The following is a 21,707-nucleotide window of genomic DNA, read 5'->3' as shown; positions in this document are numbered from 1 at the left end:
TTTAATGATTTATTATTATTTGAAATGATGCTGTTACTTCTTGAAATTAGAATCAGGGGCTACGGGAGTGCTGGAGAATAGCATCGAGGAATAGTAGCGGGTCTATATAGCTGCTCTTGTACCTTACTGAAAAATGCAGGTGCTCGCCGGTCACTCTTCCGGTGGCCCCCGTAATTGCTACCGCCGTTCCCGGGTAGACTTCGTCATCTGGCAGTGTTAATACTTGCGAAAGATGCCCGTAAGTTATTTCCAGTTCACCATAGCTAATTTTAATATAGACCCCTAAAAAGGCGTTGTAGCCCACTATTACAGTGCCGGGTAAAACCGCAAGCACCGTGTCGTGATGCGCCCTGAGATCAACCCCCGCATGAAAAGTGTATTTGCCGGTAAGTGGGTGAATCCGAAAACCAAAAGCTGAGGTTAGCGAAAGGTTGCGGAGCGGAAGGCATGCCTGTTGAGGGACGGTGTCCTGCGTCAGAATTGCCGCATGCAGGACACAGCAAAAAACAAAGGTCAGCGAGGCTTTCATCTTATCGTCCCCGGGTTACGGCCTGTTCCTGATATTCGGCAAAATCCCTGACCACTCCCAGTTTATCTTCCAGGGAGCTCATGCTGTAGTCCCGGATTTTTTCATTGCTTTGCGCAATGTCCATGGCGGATCGCAGGTCTTTTGCAGAACCTGATTGCTGAAGAAGGTTGAGTTGAAAAAGCGCCTTGAAGTCCGGGCCGTCCATGTTGGTAGCGTTGGACATCAGATCCCGGTAGACATCCTTATGATTTCGGAGTACCAACAACGCATCTGTGCTGTACTTTGCCTGGTGCCCTTTTTCAAAGCTTACAAAAACATCGTCCTGATCCAGGTCTATGTCGGTTATCATGCCGATCTGACCCTGCCGTTTGGCAGGGTCATCGGTCAGTTCATGGTGCACCAACGCGAGGGTGCCCCTCAATTCTTCTGATGGGTTCATTTTCTTAAGTATTTAATGGATTATTTGGGTTTATTGGCTTTCAAAGTTGCTTTCATGGAGCCTTTCGGTATGACCGCAGCGGCGGGTGCCGGTTTGAACTTTTTGATGACCGCTTCTATATCTTTATTGATCCGATGAAAATTCTGTAACAGTATTTCATCTTTTTTGCCATCAAAGTCATAGTAAACCGGCAGCTTGCGATAGCCTGCCTCTTCCTGATGTATATCTTTCTGATTTAAATTGACCTTGCAGTTCACAGCGGAAGTTTCAAATTTGCCGGTATAGCTATCCTGGGCGTCGGCCGCGATAAGGCCGACCATCTCCCCGGTATTTAGTGAGGCCATTTTTCCGGCGGGTATCAATGCTTCCAGTTTCTCGTTCAGTGATGAAGAAACCTTATTACGGTCAATAGAAAGGCTTTCACCGATCTGCTTGGATTTGCCAAAAAGGCGTTCCAACCAGTCCAGCGTCTCCTTGTTCCTGACCGATCCGGCCAATACATTGCCCGTTATTGAAGTGATGGTTCCCGCCGTATCCTTTCCATATTGCTGTTGGAATTGCGGCAATTCCTGGAGACCCAACAGAACCGCCACTTTATGCCCGCGGGCAACCCCTAAAATATTATCCACACGGTGAACGTATAAAGTTGGCACCTCATCAATGATCAAAGCAGAGGGTAAATTGCCCCTGTTGTTGATCAGTTTAGTCAGGCGGTTAAGAATAACCGAGTAACAGGCGGAGTTGATATTCTGAGTATTCGGGTCATTAGCAAGCACCAATACGCCAGGATCGTTCTTGTCAGAAATCTTTAAATTGAAATCGTCTCCTGAAAATACCCAGAAGGTTTCTTTTGTCGCCAGCCTACTGATAAATATCTTAAGCGTACCTACCTGACCTTCATAAGGAAAATTATCAAGCACGATCAACGGGTCGGTATTGACGTTACCGGATAAGGTACTAACTCCTCGAATATTAATACCCAAATTTCTGTCCGCAGTACCTGTGGCGATACTTTGAGATGCTTGTCCATTGAAACGCAATCCGCTTGTTACGCCACTCAAACGATCAAGGATATTTGTCCCGGTACTCCTGTTTATAAGCTGGTTGTCGACCTGATCTACGGCACCAGTGATTTGTTCTTTTGGTAAAGTTTGGTATCCGGTCGAAATACTTACCTCCTTCAATTGAGAAGTAGATTCCTGTAGAATTACAACTAAAAATTTATGATTAGACTTGTTAAATTGCATTTCCAAAGGCTGATACCCAATAAAGGAAGCCTTTATAATTCCAGTTGTGTCCTGGCTGGTAATGGTGAATTTACCCTTATCATCCGTCAAGGTTAACCGACCATTTTTAATAGCGACGGTCGCACCATTTAGTGGTTTTCCATCGGATGTCCTTACGATGCCTATCACACTATAATACGCCGATTGTGCTATGATGGAAGTTGGCGTTAATAAGCTCATTATTATCAAAATGGCGATGATATTATTTTTATGCTTTCGCTTTTTTTTGGGTAATAGGATTCCCATTAAGCGTAAAATTGCTTTCATTTTTTTGCTGGTTTAATAAGAAAATAATTTGAATTACTTAAGTTTAATTGAACCGCTACGTAGGTTTTTTGGGTTTTAAGGGATAAAATTTTATCTGGCCGACCGTTTCTTTAGTGATCGAAAATTTAATGAGTTGGTATGATGAGGGGAAAGCAATTAAATTAAAAGCTAAACCGGCATAGATAAAAAGAAAATGCTGATGGATAAATTCAGAAAAGAAATACAGTCGGAGAGATATGTTTAAATTTTTGCTCATTATTGATAAAATCAACAACAAGTCTCTGTAGGCTTATAAATCAATAGGGTTGAAACCTACTCCGCCACTTGCACTCCCGGCTCTGACAAAGCCGCCGCCGAAGCGATAGAACCACAAATACGTAAGTAGGCCCAACCCTATTGATATAGGGATTGGGCGCTTAAACTTACTCTCGCGGTTCTTAAGAATTGTCAGATTCGGAGTGCGAGACCCGTTAAGCGCTTACCTTCTTTCCTGAAGAAGCGCTAAATTACTATTTTTCAACGAATGACTTTCATTCAACACAAAATTGACAATAAGCCATCATTATACGGCTAAAAAATAAATAAAATTTGTTCCCGTCAGTTACAATTTGTAACTTAATGTTTTATTTAATTAATGATGAATAAGCCTATTTTAGTCGACGAAGTTCTGATTTCATTAGGACGTAATCTTTCAGCGATCAGAAATGCAAAAAGAGAAACGCAATATGGAGTTGCAAAATCAATTGGCTTGACTCATCCCGTCGTAAGCAAAATAGAGAGTGGTGCTTACAATATTACTTTGGAATTATTGATTAAGCTTTGCAATCATTTCGACGTAACTTTGCAGCAAGTATTAAATTTGGACACCAATCAAATCTTTTATTTTACTCAAAAAAATCAAACCGGAAATCATCACAAACAATATGTAGTTCATGAATTAGCAGACGGTTATGACATTTTAATAGCGCAGCTTCAATCTGAAGTTAATTATCTTCGCAAGTTCTTTGAAAAACATTCAGAAAAAAATTCACCTATAGATTAATTATAATGACAAAAAATGGTAAAGTTCAGGAAGTTATCCCTGGCGATCTTTTAAGAACAATTGGGAAAAACCTATTCACAATCCGCACGGACAAAAAAGAAGAAATTAAAAGTGTAGCAAGTGCACTGGAAATTAAACCGGAGATCATAGAAAAAATTGAGAATGGAATGCATGAATTGCCTTTAATTATTCTAGTTAAGCTATGCAATCATTATAACGTGACCATTCAACAGGTTTTGGAATTGGAAATCTCTCAAATTTATCATTTTACGCAAACCAATTCGGCAGGAAATAATCATAAACAATATGTTGTAAACGACCATACAAACGGGTACGAATTGTTGGTCGATCAATTACAATCGGAGGTAAAATATTTTCGCGGTTACTTTGATAAATATATGGATCTTGTTAAAGGCGAAAAGTAACCCTTTCGATGAATGGGTTAGAAAGATCCTGTCTATTAGTTTAAAACAGATTGTAATTTTATTGGACATTACAATACTTTGTTATCAGCTAAAGTGATGATAACCAATAGTTAGAGAAGCCACATTAAAAGCTTTATCTTCCTCATCCTTATTTGTTTCCTAAATACCTCGGGCGTTACCACTTCTTGGTTTTTAAAGAATTTAGGAATCAGAATTATCACCAAAATTCAGGGCATAGGCAACTTCATATCAAGGCTGATAATTAATCTTTTAGCTTCCAGAATAATACTATTCCCGATCATATCACCGGTGAAAATCCCTTGATATCGTTACAGAGCGCATTCATAGGATTGGGGTGATGTACCGAACTTCAGCATATAACTTGGCAACCTCAGCGTCAAATGGTTCTTCTCGGTCAGCGATTCAAAACTCCGCATTAAAACTACGTTCGCGGAATGATCAGCAGCGATATTTATTTCAATACGAAAGCAGACAACCGAGTTATTAAATCTCGCTTAATCGAATTTTTGCCTGGGTGTTCGATGAAGAGAGCAAAACGAACTCGAAGGTACCAAACTGATCCGACAAATATTTATTGATTAACTTTTTCTTTTAACGGTAAAGAGACATCTTCGCATACAAACGCTAATAATTCTGCCGGATCGGCTTCAATTGCCAACGCGATTAGAAATAGTTCGTCAACCCGAAGGTGCGATTTGGTATTGATAGAGAGCTGACTTATTCTATAGGTACTTAAGCCGGTTTTTCTGGCTACATCGGCTTTATTAACCGATTTTTTCGCCAGGTACAGGCCCAGATGCGTTAACGTTTCTTTTTGCAAACTTTAATTTTCGCTAAAAGTATTCTGTCCTCTGCATTATTGATAAAATAATCGCATTTGAGTGTTTTAACTCTATATTTATAGATAAATTCTCTATTTTTTAAATCGTTTAATTTTAACGCACACTATGGAATCTAAAATGCATTCGGACCAGCCTGACTTCTCATCCCTAACGGCCATCATGAAGAGGTTTAACGAAGTCCCGTACAGCCAGTTTCAAGAAGAATTAAATGATTTCTTCGACCGCAATTTCACCTCTGCCGCAGAAAAACTGGACCCAGAACAACAGGCCGCAGCATTAAAATTTAAGAATAGTATCATGCAGCTGACCAACGATTTATTCGGACAGGCTGATGCAGTGGAACAATGCAAGGACTTACTGAAGTAGCCTCGCCTGATTTGCCAGAATAGAATTCCCAAGTAAAATTATTGGGGCAATGTCCCAACTTTTCTGATTTAATACACTTTCCTTTGTATTTATAGGTAATCATGTTGAAGTAAAACAAGCCTTATGAAACCAGGTCAAATTTTAATGTCATTTGTTTTCGTTTTATTTATGGTAGCAGGCGGTGTTTCCGCGCAGCCAAAGATCCAAGTAGTAGACGGTTTAATATCACTGGATGATTTTTCACCAACTGAAAAAAAATACGCGCTACTCACAGACAGCCTCGACAAAAAGCTAATGTCAGATCCAAAGGATACAACGAGCTTATTTTACCGGGCACTGCTTTACCTGCAGTTTAACAGTTTCGTGGTAAAACCTGATTTGGGTAGTAACGTCGCGACGGACCATTTAATAGCGGCCAGAAAAATGGCCGACATGGCGGATAGTCTGCAAATGAAAAGTTTTAATCTCAAAGTATTGAAAGCGCAGATCTGCAAAGAACTAACCAACAGGTATGCTCCCATAGAAGTATGGCGTTTCAATGCCGCTCAATTAGCTGCACGGAAAAAGAAGTTCGATTATTATAAAGGTTTGGCTAACCGTGAGTATGCGGAACTCGAAACAATCGACAAAGGTAACGCCTATGCTTACCATCGGTTAATGGTGAAGTAAGAAGTGATAGACTATTGAAAACATCTTCCCACGTCCCGTAATATTCAAATTTCACCGCTGTTCCTATTAGTAATCATAACGTTACCCTTCCGTTGGATCACTAATTTCACCGGCCTCATTAGAACCGGCTTTCAGCGATTTTTCTTTTTGCGCTCCTTCAAATGCCCAGCCAACAATTTGTTCAAGGGCCTTCAAAATATTATCCTGGCCGGACTCTGTATTGATATCGATATCACTGATCATTCCTCCATTGAAACGCGCATGCAGAACGGTATAATAAATTCCGCTTACAAGCAAAGCGGCGATTCCCCTAATATCTATACTTGTACCTTCAAAATAAGGATCAGCAAGTGCCAGGAACCTTTGTCCCTGTGCTTCCCTGGCATTATGAATGCTTCGCATCATCTGATTGTCCTCTGTTATTTCCAACAGGATTAAACGCTGCATATCTTTTTCGGAATAAAAATAACGGAATTGATTTTGCAGGATAGCCACAATCAACCCCCGCACGTTTTTTCCACCATTTTCTTCAGCAACTTCGTTTAATACGTCCTTAAAGGCCATCCAATAATCATGTTCGGTCACATAAGCCTCGATAAGGCCATTAAGTCCTCCCTCAAAATATCTATAAACGTATTTACGATCTACTTCTGCGCAGCGGGCGATCCTGCTGATTTTCAATCCCGCGAAGCCCTTAGTTTTAAAGACTTCACCGACAGCCCAAATCAATTTGCGTTTTATTTCTTCTTTATTACTCATAGTCTAGTTTAGGTTTAAGTTTTTGTAACCTTCTCAGTCAGCGATTTGACCATGAAGACGATGATCGCCGTAAGTCGTTGACACCAAAGAGGAATATCACTAAAAAATGTTACCGAATAATTATTTATATACCCATGAGGACGTCGGCTCTGTTGATTTGTCCACTTTTTACTTTTTCTGTGTAAAAGACCGCACAAGAAGACAGAGGATGAATTTCTTTAATCGTCAACGTTCATTAATGGATATGAAAACAAAGGTGGAGGGCCTGTACAACAAGCACGATAACATATGTTAATTAATTCAAAATGTGCGCGGCTGAATACGATCTTAGTTTTTATTCTGCTGAGGCGCGCAGTAGTAATTCCCAGATAGCTCGCGATATATTTTGTGGCACCGTAAAATGATATGCGAACATTCCTTCAGCAGTAGAAAGCTTTAGATGCATGAAATCATGTCAGACATAGCACTTAGCCCAATTTGCATCGTAATTAAAAATTTAATACAATGATACATTAATGACAAAATATCTTGTACGGTGCTTAAGAAAGCACAATTTCGATATTTTCAGCAGGATTTAAATTAGCTAATTTTAATTCTTGTTATCCTGTTGGAATCAGTCAACTGCTTGTAACTTGTTGGCAATGGATTCCAATCTGGGAACTTCCAGGCCCAATCGGCGAGCCTCTGCCAGTACGTCCTGGCAGTAAGATCTGATCTCCTTTGGATTATTATGGCTGAGCATAAAAAAGCGTAACGGGGGACTTATCTTTGTCAGCATACGAAGCAAAAAGCTGGCAAGCCAGGCCGGGCGGAGGTAAAAGCTGAAGTCGTCTTTATTGTTATCCAAAATTATTCCGCGCGCCGCTACAACGGGCAGAAGCTCTCTTACATTCATAATAGCATTTTTGACATGCTTGTGCGACCTGATCACTTCCGCTACAGAACCTATTTTTAAAACTTCAGCGAACAAACCTGCTTCCACCGCGAAATGTATGTAGAGCCATCCTTTAAAATCTTTATGTTCAATCGGTTTAAAACCGGCACTGCTGAAAAGGTTCCTGACAGCAATTTCACGATCTGTGGGCTCGGTACCAAAGGTACCAAAATGCACGTCTGCAAACAGCGCACCCTTCAACGTGCCTGCTTGGTCAAATCCCCCGCCTGATTGCGGAAAGCCCCATGCCAGCTGGTTAAAAGGAAGGGCATTTGTAATTTCCAGGGGATCTTTCCAGAAATTATTAAAAATCAATAATGTAGCATTGCCAATTTTTGGACCAAGGAAAGATACCGCCTCGGCAAACTGATAATGTTGTACACTAAGTATGATAAGATCAAAATCATGGTTATCCGGAATGTCCTCCCGTAACGTTAATTGTGCCGTTTCTTTAATTAAATCACCTGTGATCTTTTTGCGTGCATCCAGCAATTCTAACGGAAGTTCAGGTCCGTAAATTGCAGCTTTCCCAGGCCTTACGTAAAACTCTACCTGATGCCCGGCCTTTGCGAAAGCCCAACCATATTGCGTTGTAATCACGCCTCGTCCAAACATTAATATTTTCATATTTCTTCTTGTCTTTTTATGAGCAGTCTTATAAAATACTCGGAAAACAGGTTTTCCAAGACTTGCACACCTTAAGGGTGAGGCGTAAAAGTATTTGCAAATAGCTATCTTTGCAAGAGGGCACTTTTGGGTCTAATAGGCACTTTTGCGTAAGAAATGGGAAATAACACAACTGAACCACAAAAAAAAATAAACAATTTTGAAAATTTACGTCTCGCCTTATTGGATGAGAGTAATAAAGATGATTTTTGTGTTTTGCACCAGTCCTACGCTATCCTGGGAAACAAATGGACATTGCTGGTACTCGGTGCGCTGATGCACGGCAAAAAAAGAAATAGTGACTTTCAGCGGGAAATTCCCGGGATTTCGCCCAAAATGCTGACCGAAACATTAAAGAAATTGCTGAAATATAAAATGATCGGGCGTAAAGTGTATCCGGAGGTCCCTCCAAAGGTAGAGTACTGGTTAACTGATTTTGGTAAAAGTATCGCTGACCCTGTGATGGCCCTGTTGAATTGGACAAAGGAATGGAAGGACGATCTCAGTGCTGTCTATGACGGATATGTTAGTCTTTAGCAACACCTAATTAACTTTCAAAGAGCCGATGATTTTTTTTCGGTGGTTACGCCCCCATGCACCCATGATATGGATAACAGGAACGAGCGTTTTACCATACTCCGACAATTCGTAACTAACGGTTATCGGTTTGGTCGCAAGCGGTAACCGTGTAATTATTCCATTCACTTCAAGTTCCTGTAATTCTTTAGAAAGCATCCTGGGTGATATGCCTATTACATCTCTTTTAAGTTCCATGAAAAATTTCTTACCAAAAGTAAGACTGCAAATGATCTCTATTTTCCACTTTCCGCTCAATAATTCAACAGTGTCATGTACCGGAATTAAATGGCTTCTGTATAAAGGCGTTTCTGGTTTATCACTTCTTTTATTCATAGCTAAACAGATAGTTACTCAAAGATAACTACTTACTATCAAGTAACTAATAGCAGACTTAAAAAAGCCCTACTTAAATTTGCCAAACAAATAAATTTAAAAGAACAATGGAACTTAATTTGAAAAATAAAACCGCTATCGTTACAGGCGGTTCTAAAGGAATCGGTGCAGCTATTGCCAGAGCATTGGCTTTAGAGGGAGTAGCGGTAGCAGTAAATTATGCAAGCAGCGAAGATGATGCAAATAAAATAATGGCGGAAATAGTTGATGCCGGAGGCAAAGCTATAGTGATAAAAGGGGATGCAAGTAATGAAAAAGACGTGAAAAATATGTTTGCGGTTACCAAAGAACATTTTGGACCAATAGACATCATAGTTAATAATGCCGGAATTTATAAATTTAATCCTATAGAAGAATTTGAGGTTGCAAGATTTCAACAATTCTTTAACACAAATGTACTTAGCGTCTTTCTCACTACTAAAGAAGCTTTACATCATTTTCCAGTTGCTGGCGGTAATATCATTAATATTGGTGCTACACTTAGTCACAGTCCGAATATAAACGGTAGTTTATATAGTGCTACAAAGGCGGCTGTAGACACGCTGACAATGGCCTTTGCAAAGGAACTTGCGGCCCGTAATATCAGGGTTAACACAGTTGCTCCCGGACCGACGATTACGGAAGGCTCGAAAGAAATGAAAAAGAACCAAAGTAGCGTTTCGATGGATATCACGAAAATGATTCCGCTTGGACGATTAGGAACTCCAGAGGATATAGCCAAGGTTGTTGTATTTTTAGCTTCAGATGCATCCGGCTGGGTAACCGGAGAAAGAATAAATGCATCTGGTGGTATGCGGTAACAAGTTAGGTTGATGGGGAATAGAATCTAATACCTTATTTGCTAAATAAATAATGGAGTGTCTCGCAGTGCCTTTTTAAAAATTCGCGGTATTCAAATATTAGGTTAAATAAGAAGTGTAGAGATAAATACTCCAAGAGAATATTTAAAATGCTGGGTGTAACCTATGATGGCTACTCAAAAAGATTTTAAAACTCCTCGATTGAAAAAATGATAAAACTTCATAACGACACCGCTGAAAAAGATGCCCCAACGAGATTTGATTTGCTTTTCAGGTTTATTCCTTTTTTCGGCACTTTCGCCAAGCTTTTTAGCTTCTTCCGCACGATTTTTTTGAAATGTTGTCATTTTTTCCTCGCTCAAGTTTCCGGAAAGAAGCATTTCGCACAACGCTTCAGCATCTTTCAAAGCCATACTAATTCCCTGCCCCCCTGGACCGTAGGGGTGGGCCGCGTCGCCAATTAAAATCATATTTTTGCTAAACCAGGAGGACGGTACTTTTCCATTGTATACTGGACCGTGAGCAATGATGGATTTAGAATCCGTCTTGCACATTTCAAATAGCTTTCTCAATTCTAAACTCCAGCCTTGCGACTTAACTTCAAGCATCTTCATAACCTTTTCGTTTGTCATTTCTTTAGCTTCCTGCTCTGTCATATAAAGGTGACTCCATAAGAAGACATTATTATTAACATCACTGGCACTCATCTTCCCAATTGAGGCAACACCAACATGATTACCTGGATGTTCGTAAAGGGACATTTCAATCTGCAAATCGCTTTGTGTTATTAACCCAACGCCTAAATAGCCGGCATAAGCCTTACTTGATGGTTGATCCGGATTCAATATTTTTCTTACTGTCGATCCTACTCCATCTGCACCGACGAACAACCGGCCTGTCACTTTCTGACCTTTTTCAGAGATGACTTCAATGCCATCGGGATGTTCTATTGCATTTAACAATTTGAAACCAGTAATCAACTCAATCTCCAGCAACTTCGCTTTCTCCAATAACTTTTCATAGACGGCCAATCTTGTTACCATGATTGCCGGGCTTGCTCCCGGAGGATTACTCAAAGCAAAGTCCGCAACGATATTTCCATAGTGCATAATCGTCCGCTGTGTAGGCTTACCCACACCACTGATCTTCATTTTTTCCAATATACTTACGCCTTGCGTGGAAATTCTAACTCCACTTGTAACACCATTGAAATTGTGCTTTTCTTCGAGGAGGATACAAGCTATTTTGTTTTCAGCAAGCTGAATAGCCAAACTTAATCCAGCTATACCCGCGCCTACAATTATAACTTTGTCAGTATTTTGTAACATCGTATTGAATTTTTAATTACGATGCAAAAGTGGGTAAGCTAAATGGCAGATAATAGAATAAATCGGTCGTTTTTGTTTTTTGAAAGTTCTTTTGGCGTTACGCCTGCCATCCGTTTCACTTCTCGGATAAAGTGGTTTTGGTCGGCAAAATTTAGTTCGGGAAATAGTTTCCCTTCTTTGATGTGATGCAGCGAAGTTTTGAAACGAAGGATGTTGCAATATGTCTTTAATGAAATTCCAAACTGCTCATTGAAATAACGATTGATTTGTCGGCTGTTCCAAAAAACTTTTTCTGATAATTCTTTTACAGATAAAGAACCACGAGAAGAATAAATCAAGTCAAATAATTTTTGTTTTCTGCTGTCAATGTTTGCTTTTTTTTGTAAAAGCATTTTTTCAGACACTTTTTCGCAAAAGCCTTCAAAATCATTCAGATCACTTTTTTTTATTCCCCAAAATTCAGTTGGTAAAGCATAAGCATTGTTAGGTCGTGAAGCCGCTTTCATCGCCAACAAATATTCGATTGCAAGCAATTTAAAACTGATTGCAAACATTACAATTTTAGGCGGAATGGACTGTTGTACCGCTTCTGTTCCTAAACCCATCAGCATTGCATCGAAAGGCTCGTTCTGTGAATAGGAAAAAATGATATCAAACCTGCCGTCAGGTAAGCCAACTGCTTCATGTGGTATAGCTGATGTATTTTCTATCATCCAAAAACTTTCTACAAAGTCGGATAGTTCCGTAGACGGTTTGGCAATTTTGTATTCAATACCACTGTCGGCTATACTATTGGTGCTTTGCATTTTTTGAGGAAGAAAGGTAAAGATATGATAATGATTTTGTTGCAAATTGCAGTTTCATTCCTGTTTACCATGCACAATAGTCACAATGCCCCCAGTTCTTAATATGACTGGGCCACTCTTTAGCGGCAGCGCTGCCTGATGCGGAGATTATCTGCCGATCAGTTTCCTTTTCACATATTCGTCAAAAAAAGGTTTTCTGAGATATCCCCTATAGGGACTTCTACCTCTCTGATCGTTACGAAATCATTATCAATAGCGGTGATGCGGTGGACGTTTATTACATAGGATTTGCTCACCCTAATAAAAGGTGATTTGGGCAGCTGATCATGAATTGTTTTAAGATTCATGGCGGTGATAATTTTCCCTTCTTCTGTCCGCATGACAACGTAATCTTTCAGGCCCTCGATATAAAGAATATCCTTAAACGCAACTTTAATATATTTCTTTCAGTTTTGACAAATACGTAATGGTCGTAAGTAACCTTTCAACCGTTTATTTCAATTGCTCTAATTAGGGGTGCGAACTATGTCCAACCTCAGGATCGTTTTTCGGATCTGTGTTTCCAAATCGAACGGTGGCTATTTTTGCTGATTCCATCTTGGCAATCAAAGAGCCGATACGATCTTTTAACATCATATCGGCTCTGATTTATACCATTATCAAATGTCCTCTATTTTAAGTTTTTCAAAAAATCAACTACCAATCCTGTAACTTGTTCAGGCTGCTCCTGCTGCAACCAGTGACCCGCACCTTCTATAATGTGAAAGCTTTCCATTTTTGTACAGGCCTTGCGCTGCATCTGCTCCAATGCGCCGGGCGGGCGAAATGTCGCCCAGTCTGCCACACCTGAAATAAAGCAGGAAGGCACATCTATAGTGTAACCCGAAAAAAGTTCGAGGTCAGATCTGTTTAATCCGTTGGTCGTACAACGGTACCAGTTTAATCCGCCCTGGAAACCGGTACGTTTAAACTCATGTATATAAACATCAAGATCGGCATCCGTGAGCCATTTACAAGCGGCTACTTCGTGCTGCGATGGCATGTAAGGAGCAACTTCCTCCGGCATCGTTTTATCAAGATCCAAAACATAGTACATCGGCTGTTTAGCGAATTCTTCCGCCGTGCCCGAAGTAAGGGGAAACGGTTTATTCTGGCTCCAGTCGGCACTTTTAACGTGAAAGTAAGCCCGCTGAAAATCGTGCAGGCCCTGCTTGCAGTTCAGCATATCATTATTTGCGCTGCGTGTGGAAAAATAAGTCGTACTGTCCTTACTGGGTCTTGGTAATGATGCAAGAGGATCTTGTGCAGGTGCTGTTGGTTGTAGATTCGGTCCGGATTGTGTTACAACGCCAAAAGGTAAAGGGGGTACACCGCCGAAAGGGCAACTTAGCAGCACAACAGACCGGAAAAAATCTGGTCTGACTAGCGCGCAATAAGACGCTATTATCGCACCCACGTCGTGTCCGATGATCGTATGGACAGCATCGTGTCCCATCGCCATCGCCACACCCAGGGCATCGCGGGAAAGTTCATGAGTCCTGAAAGAGGCAAAATTTCCATCATAAGAGTTGTCCCATCCCGTCGTGCGACCATAGCCGCGCTGATCATAAGCAATCACATGGTAACCCGCAGCTGCCAATGGCAGCATTACTTTCCGCCAGCTGTAGGCAAGTTCCGGAAATCCGTGCAGCAATAATACAGCCGGGCGTTTTGGTGTTTCAAAACCGGCTTCCAGTACATGCACGGTCAAGCCATTGACGCCGGGAACATACCGTTCGCGTATGCCTGCCGGTAGTTCCATTTCCTTTAATTGTTCATTTGTTTTCATATCATTTGGTTTTTTTTCTGCTAATACCTTCAAAGGGCGGATCAAAACCGCTCCTAAAGCAACAAGTGCTGTGTTTTTTACAAAGTTTCTGCGTTCCATATCCGCTACTCATTAAAAGACCTTTTAGTCTTATTTTGATTATAAAAAAATGGTTCTCCTGATTCAATCATTTAAACCATATACCTATTTATTTTTGCTTAATCTCGAAAGATCTCAATTCAGATTTAAGCATTTTGATGACCGTATGCATCGGCTTAACACTATCGGTTACTCTTGAAATCAAAGTTGCCCCTTCCAGCATGACCAGTACTTTCAAGCAATACTCTTCAGGGTTCAGTTGAGCAGATAATTCTCCGCTTGCTATACCTTGTTTTAAAATATCGATAAAAGAGGCCATAGATCCTTCGATCATAGCTTTTACCTTATTTTTGACTATTGGATTTGTGTTATCCGAGTCCACGCCGAAATTCAAAATAGGGCACCCACCTTCGATAAAGGGAACCAAAGGATTTTCACGGAGATTTATAAACGCAAACAGTTTTTTAACCGCTGTTTTTTCTTTTGACATCACGGAATAAGCTTTAGCGGACATTTTACCGAAAAGAAAATCTACACTAGCGATAGAAATCGCCTCTTTGTTTTCAAAATTCCCGTAAATTCCTCCTTTCGCCATTTTTGTGGCCGCCAGTATATCATATATGGTCGTACCGGCTATTCCTTTAGCATTGAATATTGGTGCCGATTGTTCAATGATAAACTGCTTGGTTCTTTCCGCTTTTCCTTTTACGTTCATTGGTTATTTTTAATAATTCAAATATAGACTAAAAGGTCTTATTTTGAAAATTACTTAAAAAACTAACAAAATTATGACAATGCAAGGTTGATTCGAATAATTATTGACGAATTGATCACACACAATATTTACTTATAAGCCGTTCTGTAATCCCTGTCCATCTTGCGCAGTGTGCAAGTAGGATAAATACTGGATTTAATAGTGATTTCAACCCAGGAAGCCGGGTATCACTCATCACGGAACAAACTGAAAGGTGAACAAAATTCCGCGGCATTTTATGTGCGTTATAAAGTCCGTCATTAGCTAAGCCGTACATTATTCGTAATGCAGATTCAAATCCCTGGTTGGCAGGAATTATGATGCTCCTAAGTTTTAGCTTCACATCAGCCGCATTTTGTAAGCTGTGTACTTGTCCTGCCTTAATAACATATTGGTCACCTTGCAGCAGGGTGATTTTGGCTCTCTTAGACAAAGTAAGCAATAATATTCCTTCAAGCACATGAACCGTTTCGTCATATTTTTTATGGAAATGTGCAGGGTTTATCCCACCCGGCATGACCACAACTTCTAACTCGGTTACGTCACCGCCGGAACTTTCGGAAGTTTGAATGAAAGTTACCGTATCCCTTAATTGAGCGTTTTTGATTGTACGTTTCATAGTAAAAATGTAATCGACGATACTCCGTCATTTTTAGCTAATCCTCCAATTCATGTATGCTGATCAATTCCATCATCCTTATAATGCTGTGTAGCCGTATTACAAATTAAGTGGACACCATTGTCTTTAGCGATAACATATGTTATTAAATGCAGATAGTGTGCAAGTAAAGATTATGTTGCTGATATTTGAACTACGCAGAATTATTTACTTATCGTAAAACTAATTGCATGTCCGATCTGAATATTATGTGTAAAGGGTATTATTATCAATAACAACATGGACAATGATTTTTCAATTTAAAGAACGGTTTCCGGAATTGAATCCTTACTGGGATAAGTATCTGGAATTTCAAAAACGTATGGAGGTTCCCGCAAAAACGGTACTTCTTGAAGAGGGAAAAACCTCCCAAAACTATATCTATATCGAGAAGGGCTGTGTGCGTCTATATTTTAATAATAACGGGCAGGATAAAAATGTGCAGTTCTTTTTTGAGCATGAAGGCCTGACCTCCATCGACAGCTTTATCAATGATGTGCCCAGCGCTTTTACCATTGAAACCATTGAACCATCCGTCGTTTACATGTTGCCTAAAAAATATGTGATGCAACTCATGGATGAGCTAATTCATATACATGACTTCAGTAAAACACTTATACAGATGTCTGCACAGCGGCAAACGCATTATATGAACGAGTTCTTATCTTTTATACGGGATACACCTGAAATGCGGTACCAAAAACTGCTGTCCGAACGTCCGCATATTATTTTGCGCGTCCCCCAGAACTATATCGCGAGCTATCTTGGTATTACCACTGTCCACCTTAGTAGGATCAAAACCAAGATCGCATCAGGCAAAGCACATTTTTGATTACATAACATATGTTATCGCTGCTGCCATTTTAGTCGCCTAATTTTGTTCTAACAAATACTAATAAAAATGAAAGCAGCAGTAATGTATCAAAAAGGGGAACTTCCGCAATATGTAGATTACCCCGAACCAACTCCTCAAAATGAGGATGAAATATTAGTTACCGTGAAAGCGGTAGCGATCAAACATCTGGATAAAAGCAAAGCCAGCGGTAAGCACTATTCAAGCGACGGACTTAAGGAAGGCGGCAAAGTTGTAGGCGGTGACGGCGTTTGTATTTTACCAGACGGAACAAGAGTTTTCGGGATGGGTGTCAGCGGTATGCTGGCCGAAAAAGCAACTATTGAAATAGACCGGATCGTAAAACTTCCCGATAACCTTGATGATGCTACGGCAGCAGCACTGCCGAATGCAGTGATTGGTGCCGCAATGGGACTCAAATACAAAGCCGACATGCAGGATGGCGACGTGGTGCTGATCAATGGCGCAACCGGTTTCACCGGGCGCGTGGCTGTACAGATCGCCAGGCATTACGGGGCAAAAAAGATCATCGTAACAGGCCGGAACCAGGATTCCCTGAATGACCTCTTGTCATTAGGCGCTGATGAGATTATAACCATACTTCAGGACGACGACAGCTTTAAGTCAAAAATCAAGAAAATACATCAGGAAACGCCAATAGACGTGGTCATAGATTATCTCTGGGGTCACACGGCGGAGATGATCCTTTCCTGTCTTAAAGGAGATGGTTCATTTGGTAACAGGACAAGGTTCGTATCTGTGGGCAGCGTAACAGGCGACCTGATTCAACTTTCAGCCGCTATCCTGCGAAGTGTAAACATTCAGCTGACCGGTTCGGGACTGGGTGCCTGGACGAAGGATCAGGTGCGCAGTTTATTCACTGATATCCTTCCGGAAATGTTCGAACTGGCGGCGGACGGTAAGCTGGTGGTGGAAACTATCAAAGTCAAACTCGAATCTATCGCTGATCTTTGGGATCTTGAAGTTCCAGATGGACAACGCCTGGTCGTAACTATATAATATGCATTGATTACCCATGCAGCGATAACATGGGTAATCATTCCTGAAATTTTACTGGAGATTAATATCTGCTGCCGGGTTTTCCGGCTGCCGGCCATTCTATTTTCAAATTTTGCCATTTTCTAAATGGCAATAATGAGTTCCACTTATTCGATAACGAAAAAAAACCATATGAAAAAGTTAAAAATCACATATTGGGTATCTGCAGCCATGATCGCGGCCATGGTATTTTTCTCCGGTTATAATTACTTAACCAGGGAAGAGGTGAAACAAGCCTGCCAGCACTTGGGCTTTCCAGATTATTTCCGGATCGAGCTTGCCTTCGCAAAGTTCTCAGCAGTTCTGGCCTTGTTAATTCCTGTGGGATCAATTTTAAAAGAATGGGCTTATTTTGGATGCATTATTATTTTCATTTCCGCCCCCATCGCACACCTGGCATCGCATGATCCCGTTGCACATAGCTTCGGTTCAATAGGCTATTTGATTATTCTGGTAGTTTCCTATGTTTCTTACCGCAAATATTTTAGGTCGGTCAATATCCGCGAACTCTTATTTTAAAGATGAAATCATCATGACGAAATCTGGATTGGTTGTTACAGGAAGTATTTTGCTTACTTGTCTGATTTACGCGCTTTCACCAGGCCCAAAGTTGTATTTGCAACATCCTACAAACTGGGAGTTGAGAAACCAAGTGATCTATCTGTCTGGTGTATGTAGTATTTCACTTATGGTCGCTTCTATGCTGATCTCGGCAAGGATCAATTGGATCTCTAAAAATGATGGCCGGACTTGATAAGGGGTACATTGTTCACAAATGGGCCGGTATATGGACTACAATATTTGTGCTCTTGCATTTCATGATGGCTTATGTGCCGGATTGGCTGGTAGTCCTGCATATCATTTCAGATCCGGGGCAATTAGTTGACTGCAGCCAATATACCAAGCCTGAACTGATCCTGTTCCAGACCGGCGTCCTGTTTGCTCACCTGCTTTTTTATATTTTATTGGCGCTGGTTATTATCGCGTTGTTCGAAAGGTTCAGCTATCATTTTTTTCGGAGATCTCACAAATATTTTCCGGGTGTATTTCTATTATTTGCATATCACTCCGCAACAGCGCAGCTAAAAGATCACTGGCTGGGGAGCCCAGGTAGTTACTTATTATTCCTATTATTGTTAGCGGGCTGTTATGCAGGTTTTACCGGACTTTTCCAGCGTATCGGAAAATCCAGGAAACATACATTGGTCATTAAGGAAATCGTAAATTATGAGCAAGGAATTATCGATCTGCATCTGGGAAACCCAGGGAAGACTTTCGTTCATCAGCCGGGCCAGTATCGATTCCTCCGTTTCGAGCATGATAAAGAACCTCATCCTTTTACAATTGCCTCAGCCAGTAAAGATGCTGTCAGCCTAAGATTTGGTATCAAGGCTTCCGGAAATTTTACGAAAGAACTCGCAGATCATCGGGCTATCGGCCAGGAGGTCGAGTTCGAAGGTCCGTATGGGGAATTCAAATTTGAGGATAGTTGCAAAAGGCAGGTTTGGGTAGCCGGAGGTATCGGAATAACCCCGTTCATGGCCCGGCTGGAATATCTGGCCCAAAATGGCGGCAGCAGTCAACCGATTCCCTTTTGGTACGCTACCCAAAGCGAGAAACGCCAGATATATCCGAACTCACTTACCGATTCCTGTAAGGAAGCTGGGGTGAACTTTTACCATTTAGACTCCAGAAATAATGAACTGTTAGGAACCGAGCGTATTAAAAATGTAATCGGAGATTTCGATAACGTTAGTTTCTGGTTTTGCGGTCCACCGGGTTTTCGGCAAAAGTTACTCGAAGATCTGAAATTCTATGGATTTGATAAGCGCAGGTTTCACTTTGATGTTTTCAATATGCGCTAATAGCATCTGCTTTAACAATAGACTTATCTTTCATTTGCTGGTTTAGGTCTAGAATTTAAATAATGGATCATACGAACCGGGCTAATAACTAATCGACTTCCATTATAAAGTTAGGAACAAATGTGGAAGCCAAAATAATATAAAGCCATTAATTTGACCGTTTAGCAATACTTTTTGAACGTTGGCCTATCGGCTCGCTTGGATGAAGGGTTTAACTTTGATCTATAATCAAATGTAAAAAACAATGACAACATTCACTTTAAAAAGCACCGAATTAGGGGGGCAGTTAAACAGAGAACAGTATGCCGACGTTATCGGCTTTGATGGACAGAACCGCTCACCTCAACTTTACTGGGAGAACGCGCCGAAAGATACCAAGGCTTTTGCGCTGACAATGCATGACATCGATGCGCCAACCGGCAGCGGATTCTGGCATTGGGTTGTATTCAATATTCCAGCTGACGTTCATGAACTGCCACCCGATGCCGGCAACCCGGCGAAAAATTTAATGCCGGGAAATGCGATACAAAGTAATACCGACGTGGGTATTCCCGGTTATGCAGGAGCAGCACCACCCGAAGGCCCGGCCCACCGTTATATGATTACTGTTCATGCCCTCGCCCAGGAAATTGAGCTGAATCAGAACGCTACGCCTGCCTATGTAGGATTCAACCTTCATTACGCTACGCTTGCTAAGACCTCTTTATTGGTTTACGGACAAAAGCATTAAATTAGCCTGAAATGAAACAAGCGGAACCGATCTCTATCTTTAGCTATCAGGCGGAAGGAACCAGCATCAGGAACAGGATCACACTTCAGCAAAATCTGTTTAGTTTTTTGCTGGAAGGCGAAAAAACTGTTCATTATGCAGGCACAACGGTCGGGATAATACCTGGCCAGTTCCTGCTGCTCGCCGCAGGCAACTGCCTGATGAGCGAAAAAATAGTGGCCCCCGGCGGAGATTACCGAAGCATTTTGATCTCCTTTGATAACGGAGTGCTTGCTGATTTTTTTACAAGACAGCCAAACCTGCTGCGTATTCAAGCTGTCGAAGTACCTGAAGAGCCCATTTTACGCTTTGAGCAGGATGCTTTCCTCCGTGATTTTATCAGTTCCCTGGGACATATGCTCACAGGTGGTCAAACCATTTCGCCAAATATGCAGCAATTAAAGCTGCATGAGCTCTTACTTTACCTTGGCGAAAAGTATCCCGGCGCTTTACAAAAACTCCGGGGAATGAGCCAGTCAGACGCTGATGACATTCTTATCAAGCAGGCGGTAAACGCGAATATTGATCATCCGATAAGCGTTGAAGAACTGGCTTTCTTATGTAATACAAGCTTATCCACCTTCAAGCGGCGCTTCGACAGACTCTATGGTACCTCGCCCAGTAAATGGCTGCTGGAAAAAAGAATGCAAAAAGCTGCCATGCTCCTTAAGCAAGGAGACAGCACCGCCAGCGAGATCTATTATGAACTTGGTTACGAGAATTTATCCAGTTTTATACATTCTTTTAAACAGGTACACGGCATCACACCGAAACAGTACCAATTAAGCAATTAAAAAAATGACTAAACAATATTTTACGGCCTTAGCTGCATATAACAGCTGGGCGAACGATAAAGCTATGGCCTGGCTAGGCCAGATCAATGACACACAATGGGATCAATCCTTTACCAGCAGTTTCGGAAGTATTCGACAAACAGCGGCCCATATTGCCAGTGCGGAAAAAATATGGATCGATTTCTGGACGGAAACACCAAGCCCAATCTATCTTTCGGCTGATTTTCAGGGTTCTAAAAATGAGCTTATCAATATTTGGAAAACAGCTTCATCGGGGATGCTGGATTTTATAAAAAATTGTCCGGAAGAAAGTTACAATGATCCTGTCACCTTTGTTTATCCCAGGGGCGGATCAGGACAACTGTTATACTGGCAAACCTTCGCGCATAGCATGAACCACTCCACCTATCATCGCGGGCAGTTGGTTAACCTTTTGCGCCAGGCAGGTTTCATCGAACTCTCTTCAATCGACCTGGCAACCTATTATTTGACAACTCATCAATCTCAGTAAAAATGTGCGAAGAATTGCGGGAAATTATTTCGCGGCTATCTCCTGAATAACTTTAACCCTGTGCTGGCTTCCCCAAGAAGCCATTTCATCAATAATTGGTTTAAGTGTGCTTCCGTATGCAGTAAGCTCATACTTGACGGTAACAGGTTTAGTGGGCATGACAGTCCTTTTGATTAATCCGTTTATTTCGAGTTCCTGCAATTCTTTTGACAGCATCTTAGTGCCTATACCGTCAATGATCCGCTGTAATTCTGTATAACGCTTTTCTCCAAATACGGACAGGCTTGCGATGATCATGATTTTCCATTTTCCGCTCAAGATATCTTTTACATCATTTATCGCCTTAAACCGCTGTAAGCAGTCATTTGAGATTATTTCCATTCTTAT

27 protein-coding genes are annotated in these 21,707 nt (G+C 41.2%); 13 read left to right on the top strand and 14 right to left on the bottom strand.

The genetic code is table 11. The features are described 5' to 3' along the window. Positions 1-52: 52 nt before the first annotated feature. Genes RG47T_RS24905 through RG47T_RS24895 form a run of 3 tightly spaced genes read right to left on the bottom strand, consistent with a single transcriptional unit; the run spans position 53 to position 2,521 of the window. A complete protein-coding gene (locus RG47T_RS24905; protein ID WP_074492896.1) occupies positions 53-529 on the bottom strand; it encodes a M23 family metallopeptidase in 477 nt (158 codons plus the stop codon). A 1-nt stretch (position 530) separates the two neighbouring features. Then, positions 531-968, bottom strand: a complete 438-nt coding sequence (locus RG47T_RS24900; protein ID WP_074492894.1) for a hypothetical protein — start codon at positions 966-968, stop codon at positions 531-533. A 20-nt stretch (positions 969-988) separates the two neighbouring features. Beyond that, entirely contained in the window at positions 989-2,521 is a 1,533-nt protein-coding gene (locus RG47T_RS24895; protein ID WP_083627519.1) for a type IV secretory system conjugative DNA transfer family protein, read from the bottom strand. A 634-nt stretch (positions 2,522-3,155) separates the two neighbouring features. On the opposite strand from RG47T_RS24895, the gene RG47T_RS24880 reads away from it, so the two are divergent. Continuing rightward, positions 3,156-3,563, top strand: coding sequence for a helix-turn-helix domain-containing protein (locus RG47T_RS24880; protein WP_074492890.1), 408 nt, complete (start codon positions 3,156-3,158; stop codon positions 3,561-3,563). Between the two features lie 5 nt (positions 3,564-3,568). Then, positions 3,569-3,988: a helix-turn-helix domain-containing protein gene (locus RG47T_RS24875; RefSeq protein ID WP_074492888.1), complete on the top strand. Its 420-nt coding sequence runs from the start codon at positions 3,569-3,571 to the stop codon at positions 3,986-3,988. Between the two features lie 592 nt (positions 3,989-4,580). Here the strand turns inward: RG47T_RS24875 and RG47T_RS24870 are convergent. After that, positions 4,581-4,829 (bottom strand): helix-turn-helix domain-containing protein, encoded by a 249-nt coding sequence (locus RG47T_RS24870; RefSeq protein ID WP_074492886.1) that lies wholly within the window; start codon positions 4,827-4,829, stop codon positions 4,581-4,583. 127 nt (positions 4,830-4,956) lie between these two features. On the opposite strand from RG47T_RS24870, the gene RG47T_RS24865 reads away from it, so the two are divergent. After that, positions 4,957-5,217, top strand: coding sequence for a hypothetical protein (locus tag RG47T_RS24865; protein WP_074492883.1), 261 nt, complete (start codon positions 4,957-4,959; stop codon positions 5,215-5,217). Positions 5,218-5,340: 123 nt separating this feature from the next. After that, on the top strand, positions 5,341-5,886 hold the full coding sequence (locus RG47T_RS24860; protein ID WP_074492881.1) for a hypothetical protein: 546 nt from the start codon (positions 5,341-5,343) through the stop codon (positions 5,884-5,886). 81 nt (positions 5,887-5,967) lie between these two features. On the opposite strand, the gene RG47T_RS24855 is transcribed toward RG47T_RS24860, so the two are convergent. Then, positions 5,968-6,645, bottom strand: coding sequence for a TetR/AcrR family transcriptional regulator (locus RG47T_RS24855; protein ID WP_074492879.1), 678 nt, complete (start codon positions 6,643-6,645; stop codon positions 5,968-5,970). Between the two features lie 613 nt (positions 6,646-7,258). Continuing rightward, on the bottom strand, positions 7,259-8,206 hold the full coding sequence (locus RG47T_RS24850; RefSeq protein ID WP_074492877.1) for a ketopantoate reductase family protein: 948 nt from the start codon (positions 8,204-8,206) through the stop codon (positions 7,259-7,261). Between the two features lie 156 nt (positions 8,207-8,362). On the opposite strand from RG47T_RS24850, the gene RG47T_RS24845 reads away from it, so the two are divergent. After that, entirely contained in the window at positions 8,363-8,782 is a 420-nt protein-coding gene (locus tag RG47T_RS24845) for a winged helix-turn-helix transcriptional regulator (protein ID WP_083627518.1), read from the top strand. A 6-nt stretch (positions 8,783-8,788) separates the two neighbouring features. Here the strand turns inward: RG47T_RS24845 and RG47T_RS24840 are convergent, their stop codons facing one another. Next, positions 8,789-9,157 (bottom strand): winged helix-turn-helix transcriptional regulator, encoded by a 369-nt coding sequence (locus RG47T_RS24840; RefSeq protein WP_074492875.1) that lies wholly within the window; start codon positions 9,155-9,157, stop codon positions 8,789-8,791. A 107-nt stretch (positions 9,158-9,264) separates the two neighbouring features. Between RG47T_RS24840 and RG47T_RS24835 the strand changes: the two genes are divergently transcribed. Beyond that, on the top strand, positions 9,265-10,017 hold the full coding sequence (locus tag RG47T_RS24835; RefSeq protein WP_074492872.1) for an SDR family NAD(P)-dependent oxidoreductase: 753 nt from the start codon (positions 9,265-9,267) through the stop codon (positions 10,015-10,017). 176 nt (positions 10,018-10,193) lie between these two features. On the opposite strand, the gene RG47T_RS24830 is transcribed toward RG47T_RS24835, so the two are convergent. The 6 genes from RG47T_RS24830 to RG47T_RS24805 all read right to left on the bottom strand — a co-directional run bounded on the left by RG47T_RS24830 (position 10,194) and on the right by RG47T_RS24805 (position 15,430). Further along, entirely contained in the window at positions 10,194-11,345 is a 1,152-nt protein-coding gene (locus tag RG47T_RS24830) for an FAD-dependent oxidoreductase (RefSeq protein ID WP_074492869.1), read from the bottom strand. 38 nt (positions 11,346-11,383) lie between these two features. Next, on the bottom strand, positions 11,384-12,151 hold the full coding sequence (locus RG47T_RS24825) for a helix-turn-helix domain-containing protein (RefSeq protein ID WP_074492867.1): 768 nt from the start codon (positions 12,149-12,151) through the stop codon (positions 11,384-11,386). 170 nt (positions 12,152-12,321) lie between these two features. Further along, positions 12,322-12,588: a LytR/AlgR family response regulator transcription factor gene (locus RG47T_RS27130; protein ID WP_083627517.1), complete on the bottom strand. Its 267-nt coding sequence runs from the start codon at positions 12,586-12,588 to the stop codon at positions 12,322-12,324. A 233-nt stretch (positions 12,589-12,821) separates the two neighbouring features. Further along, positions 12,822-14,078 (bottom strand): alpha/beta fold hydrolase, encoded by a 1,257-nt coding sequence (locus RG47T_RS24815; protein WP_216351103.1) that lies wholly within the window; start codon positions 14,076-14,078, stop codon positions 12,822-12,824. A gap of 88 nt (positions 14,079-14,166) precedes the next feature. Continuing rightward, the gene (locus RG47T_RS24810; protein ID WP_074492861.1) at positions 14,167-14,772 is read right to left on the bottom strand and encodes a TetR/AcrR family transcriptional regulator; all 606 of its coding nucleotides are present in this window, start codon (positions 14,770-14,772) and stop codon (positions 14,167-14,169) included. Positions 14,773-14,887: 115 nt separating this feature from the next. Further along, positions 14,888-15,430, bottom strand: coding sequence for a cupin domain-containing protein (locus RG47T_RS24805; protein WP_074492859.1), 543 nt, complete (start codon positions 15,428-15,430; stop codon positions 14,888-14,890). A gap of 286 nt (positions 15,431-15,716) precedes the next feature. Between RG47T_RS24805 and RG47T_RS24800 the strand changes: the two genes are divergently transcribed. The 7 genes from RG47T_RS24800 to RG47T_RS24770 all read left to right on the top strand — a co-directional run bounded on the left by RG47T_RS24800 (position 15,717) and on the right by RG47T_RS24770 (position 21,320). Further along, on the top strand, positions 15,717-16,301 hold the full coding sequence (locus RG47T_RS24800; RefSeq protein ID WP_074492857.1) for a Crp/Fnr family transcriptional regulator: 585 nt from the start codon (positions 15,717-15,719) through the stop codon (positions 16,299-16,301). A gap of 69 nt (positions 16,302-16,370) precedes the next feature. After that, positions 16,371-17,342 carry a quinone oxidoreductase family protein gene (locus tag RG47T_RS24795; protein WP_074492854.1) on the top strand — a complete coding sequence of 324 codons (972 nt, stop codon included), beginning with the start codon at positions 16,371-16,373 and terminating at the stop codon, positions 17,340-17,342. Between the two features lie 171 nt (positions 17,343-17,513). Beyond that, positions 17,514-17,900: a DoxX family protein gene (locus RG47T_RS24790; protein WP_074493753.1), complete on the top strand. Its 387-nt coding sequence runs from the start codon at positions 17,514-17,516 to the stop codon at positions 17,898-17,900. 218 nt (positions 17,901-18,118) lie between these two features. After that, a complete protein-coding gene (locus RG47T_RS24785; protein WP_074492852.1) occupies positions 18,119-19,246 on the top strand; it encodes a ferredoxin reductase family protein in 1,128 nt (375 codons plus the stop codon). 244 nt (positions 19,247-19,490) lie between these two features. After that, positions 19,491-19,976 carry a YbhB/YbcL family Raf kinase inhibitor-like protein gene (locus RG47T_RS24780; RefSeq protein ID WP_074492850.1) on the top strand — a complete coding sequence of 162 codons (486 nt, stop codon included), beginning with the start codon at positions 19,491-19,493 and terminating at the stop codon, positions 19,974-19,976. Positions 19,977-19,987: 11 nt separating this feature from the next. Further along, complete coding sequence (locus RG47T_RS24775; protein WP_074492847.1) at positions 19,988-20,809, top strand: helix-turn-helix domain-containing protein; 822 nt, start codon at positions 19,988-19,990, stop codon at positions 20,807-20,809. A gap of 4 nt (positions 20,810-20,813) precedes the next feature. Beyond that, on the top strand, positions 20,814-21,320 hold the full coding sequence (locus RG47T_RS24770; protein ID WP_074492845.1) for a DinB family protein: 507 nt from the start codon (positions 20,814-20,816) through the stop codon (positions 21,318-21,320). A 24-nt stretch (positions 21,321-21,344) separates the two neighbouring features. Here the strand turns inward: RG47T_RS24770 and RG47T_RS24765 are convergent, their stop codons facing one another. Continuing rightward, the gene (locus RG47T_RS24765; RefSeq protein WP_074492842.1) at positions 21,345-21,701 is read right to left on the bottom strand and encodes a winged helix-turn-helix transcriptional regulator; all 357 of its coding nucleotides are present in this window, start codon (positions 21,699-21,701) and stop codon (positions 21,345-21,347) included. Between the last annotated feature and the right edge of the window lie 6 nt (positions 21,702-21,707).

This window comes from Mucilaginibacter polytrichastri (assembly GCF_001911425.1).
Lineage (GTDB): Bacteria > Bacteroidota > Bacteroidia > Sphingobacteriales > Sphingobacteriaceae > Mucilaginibacter > Mucilaginibacter polytrichastri.
Note: the sequence above shows the minus strand (reverse complement) of the source record. Positions and strands in the feature narration are given on the sequence as shown.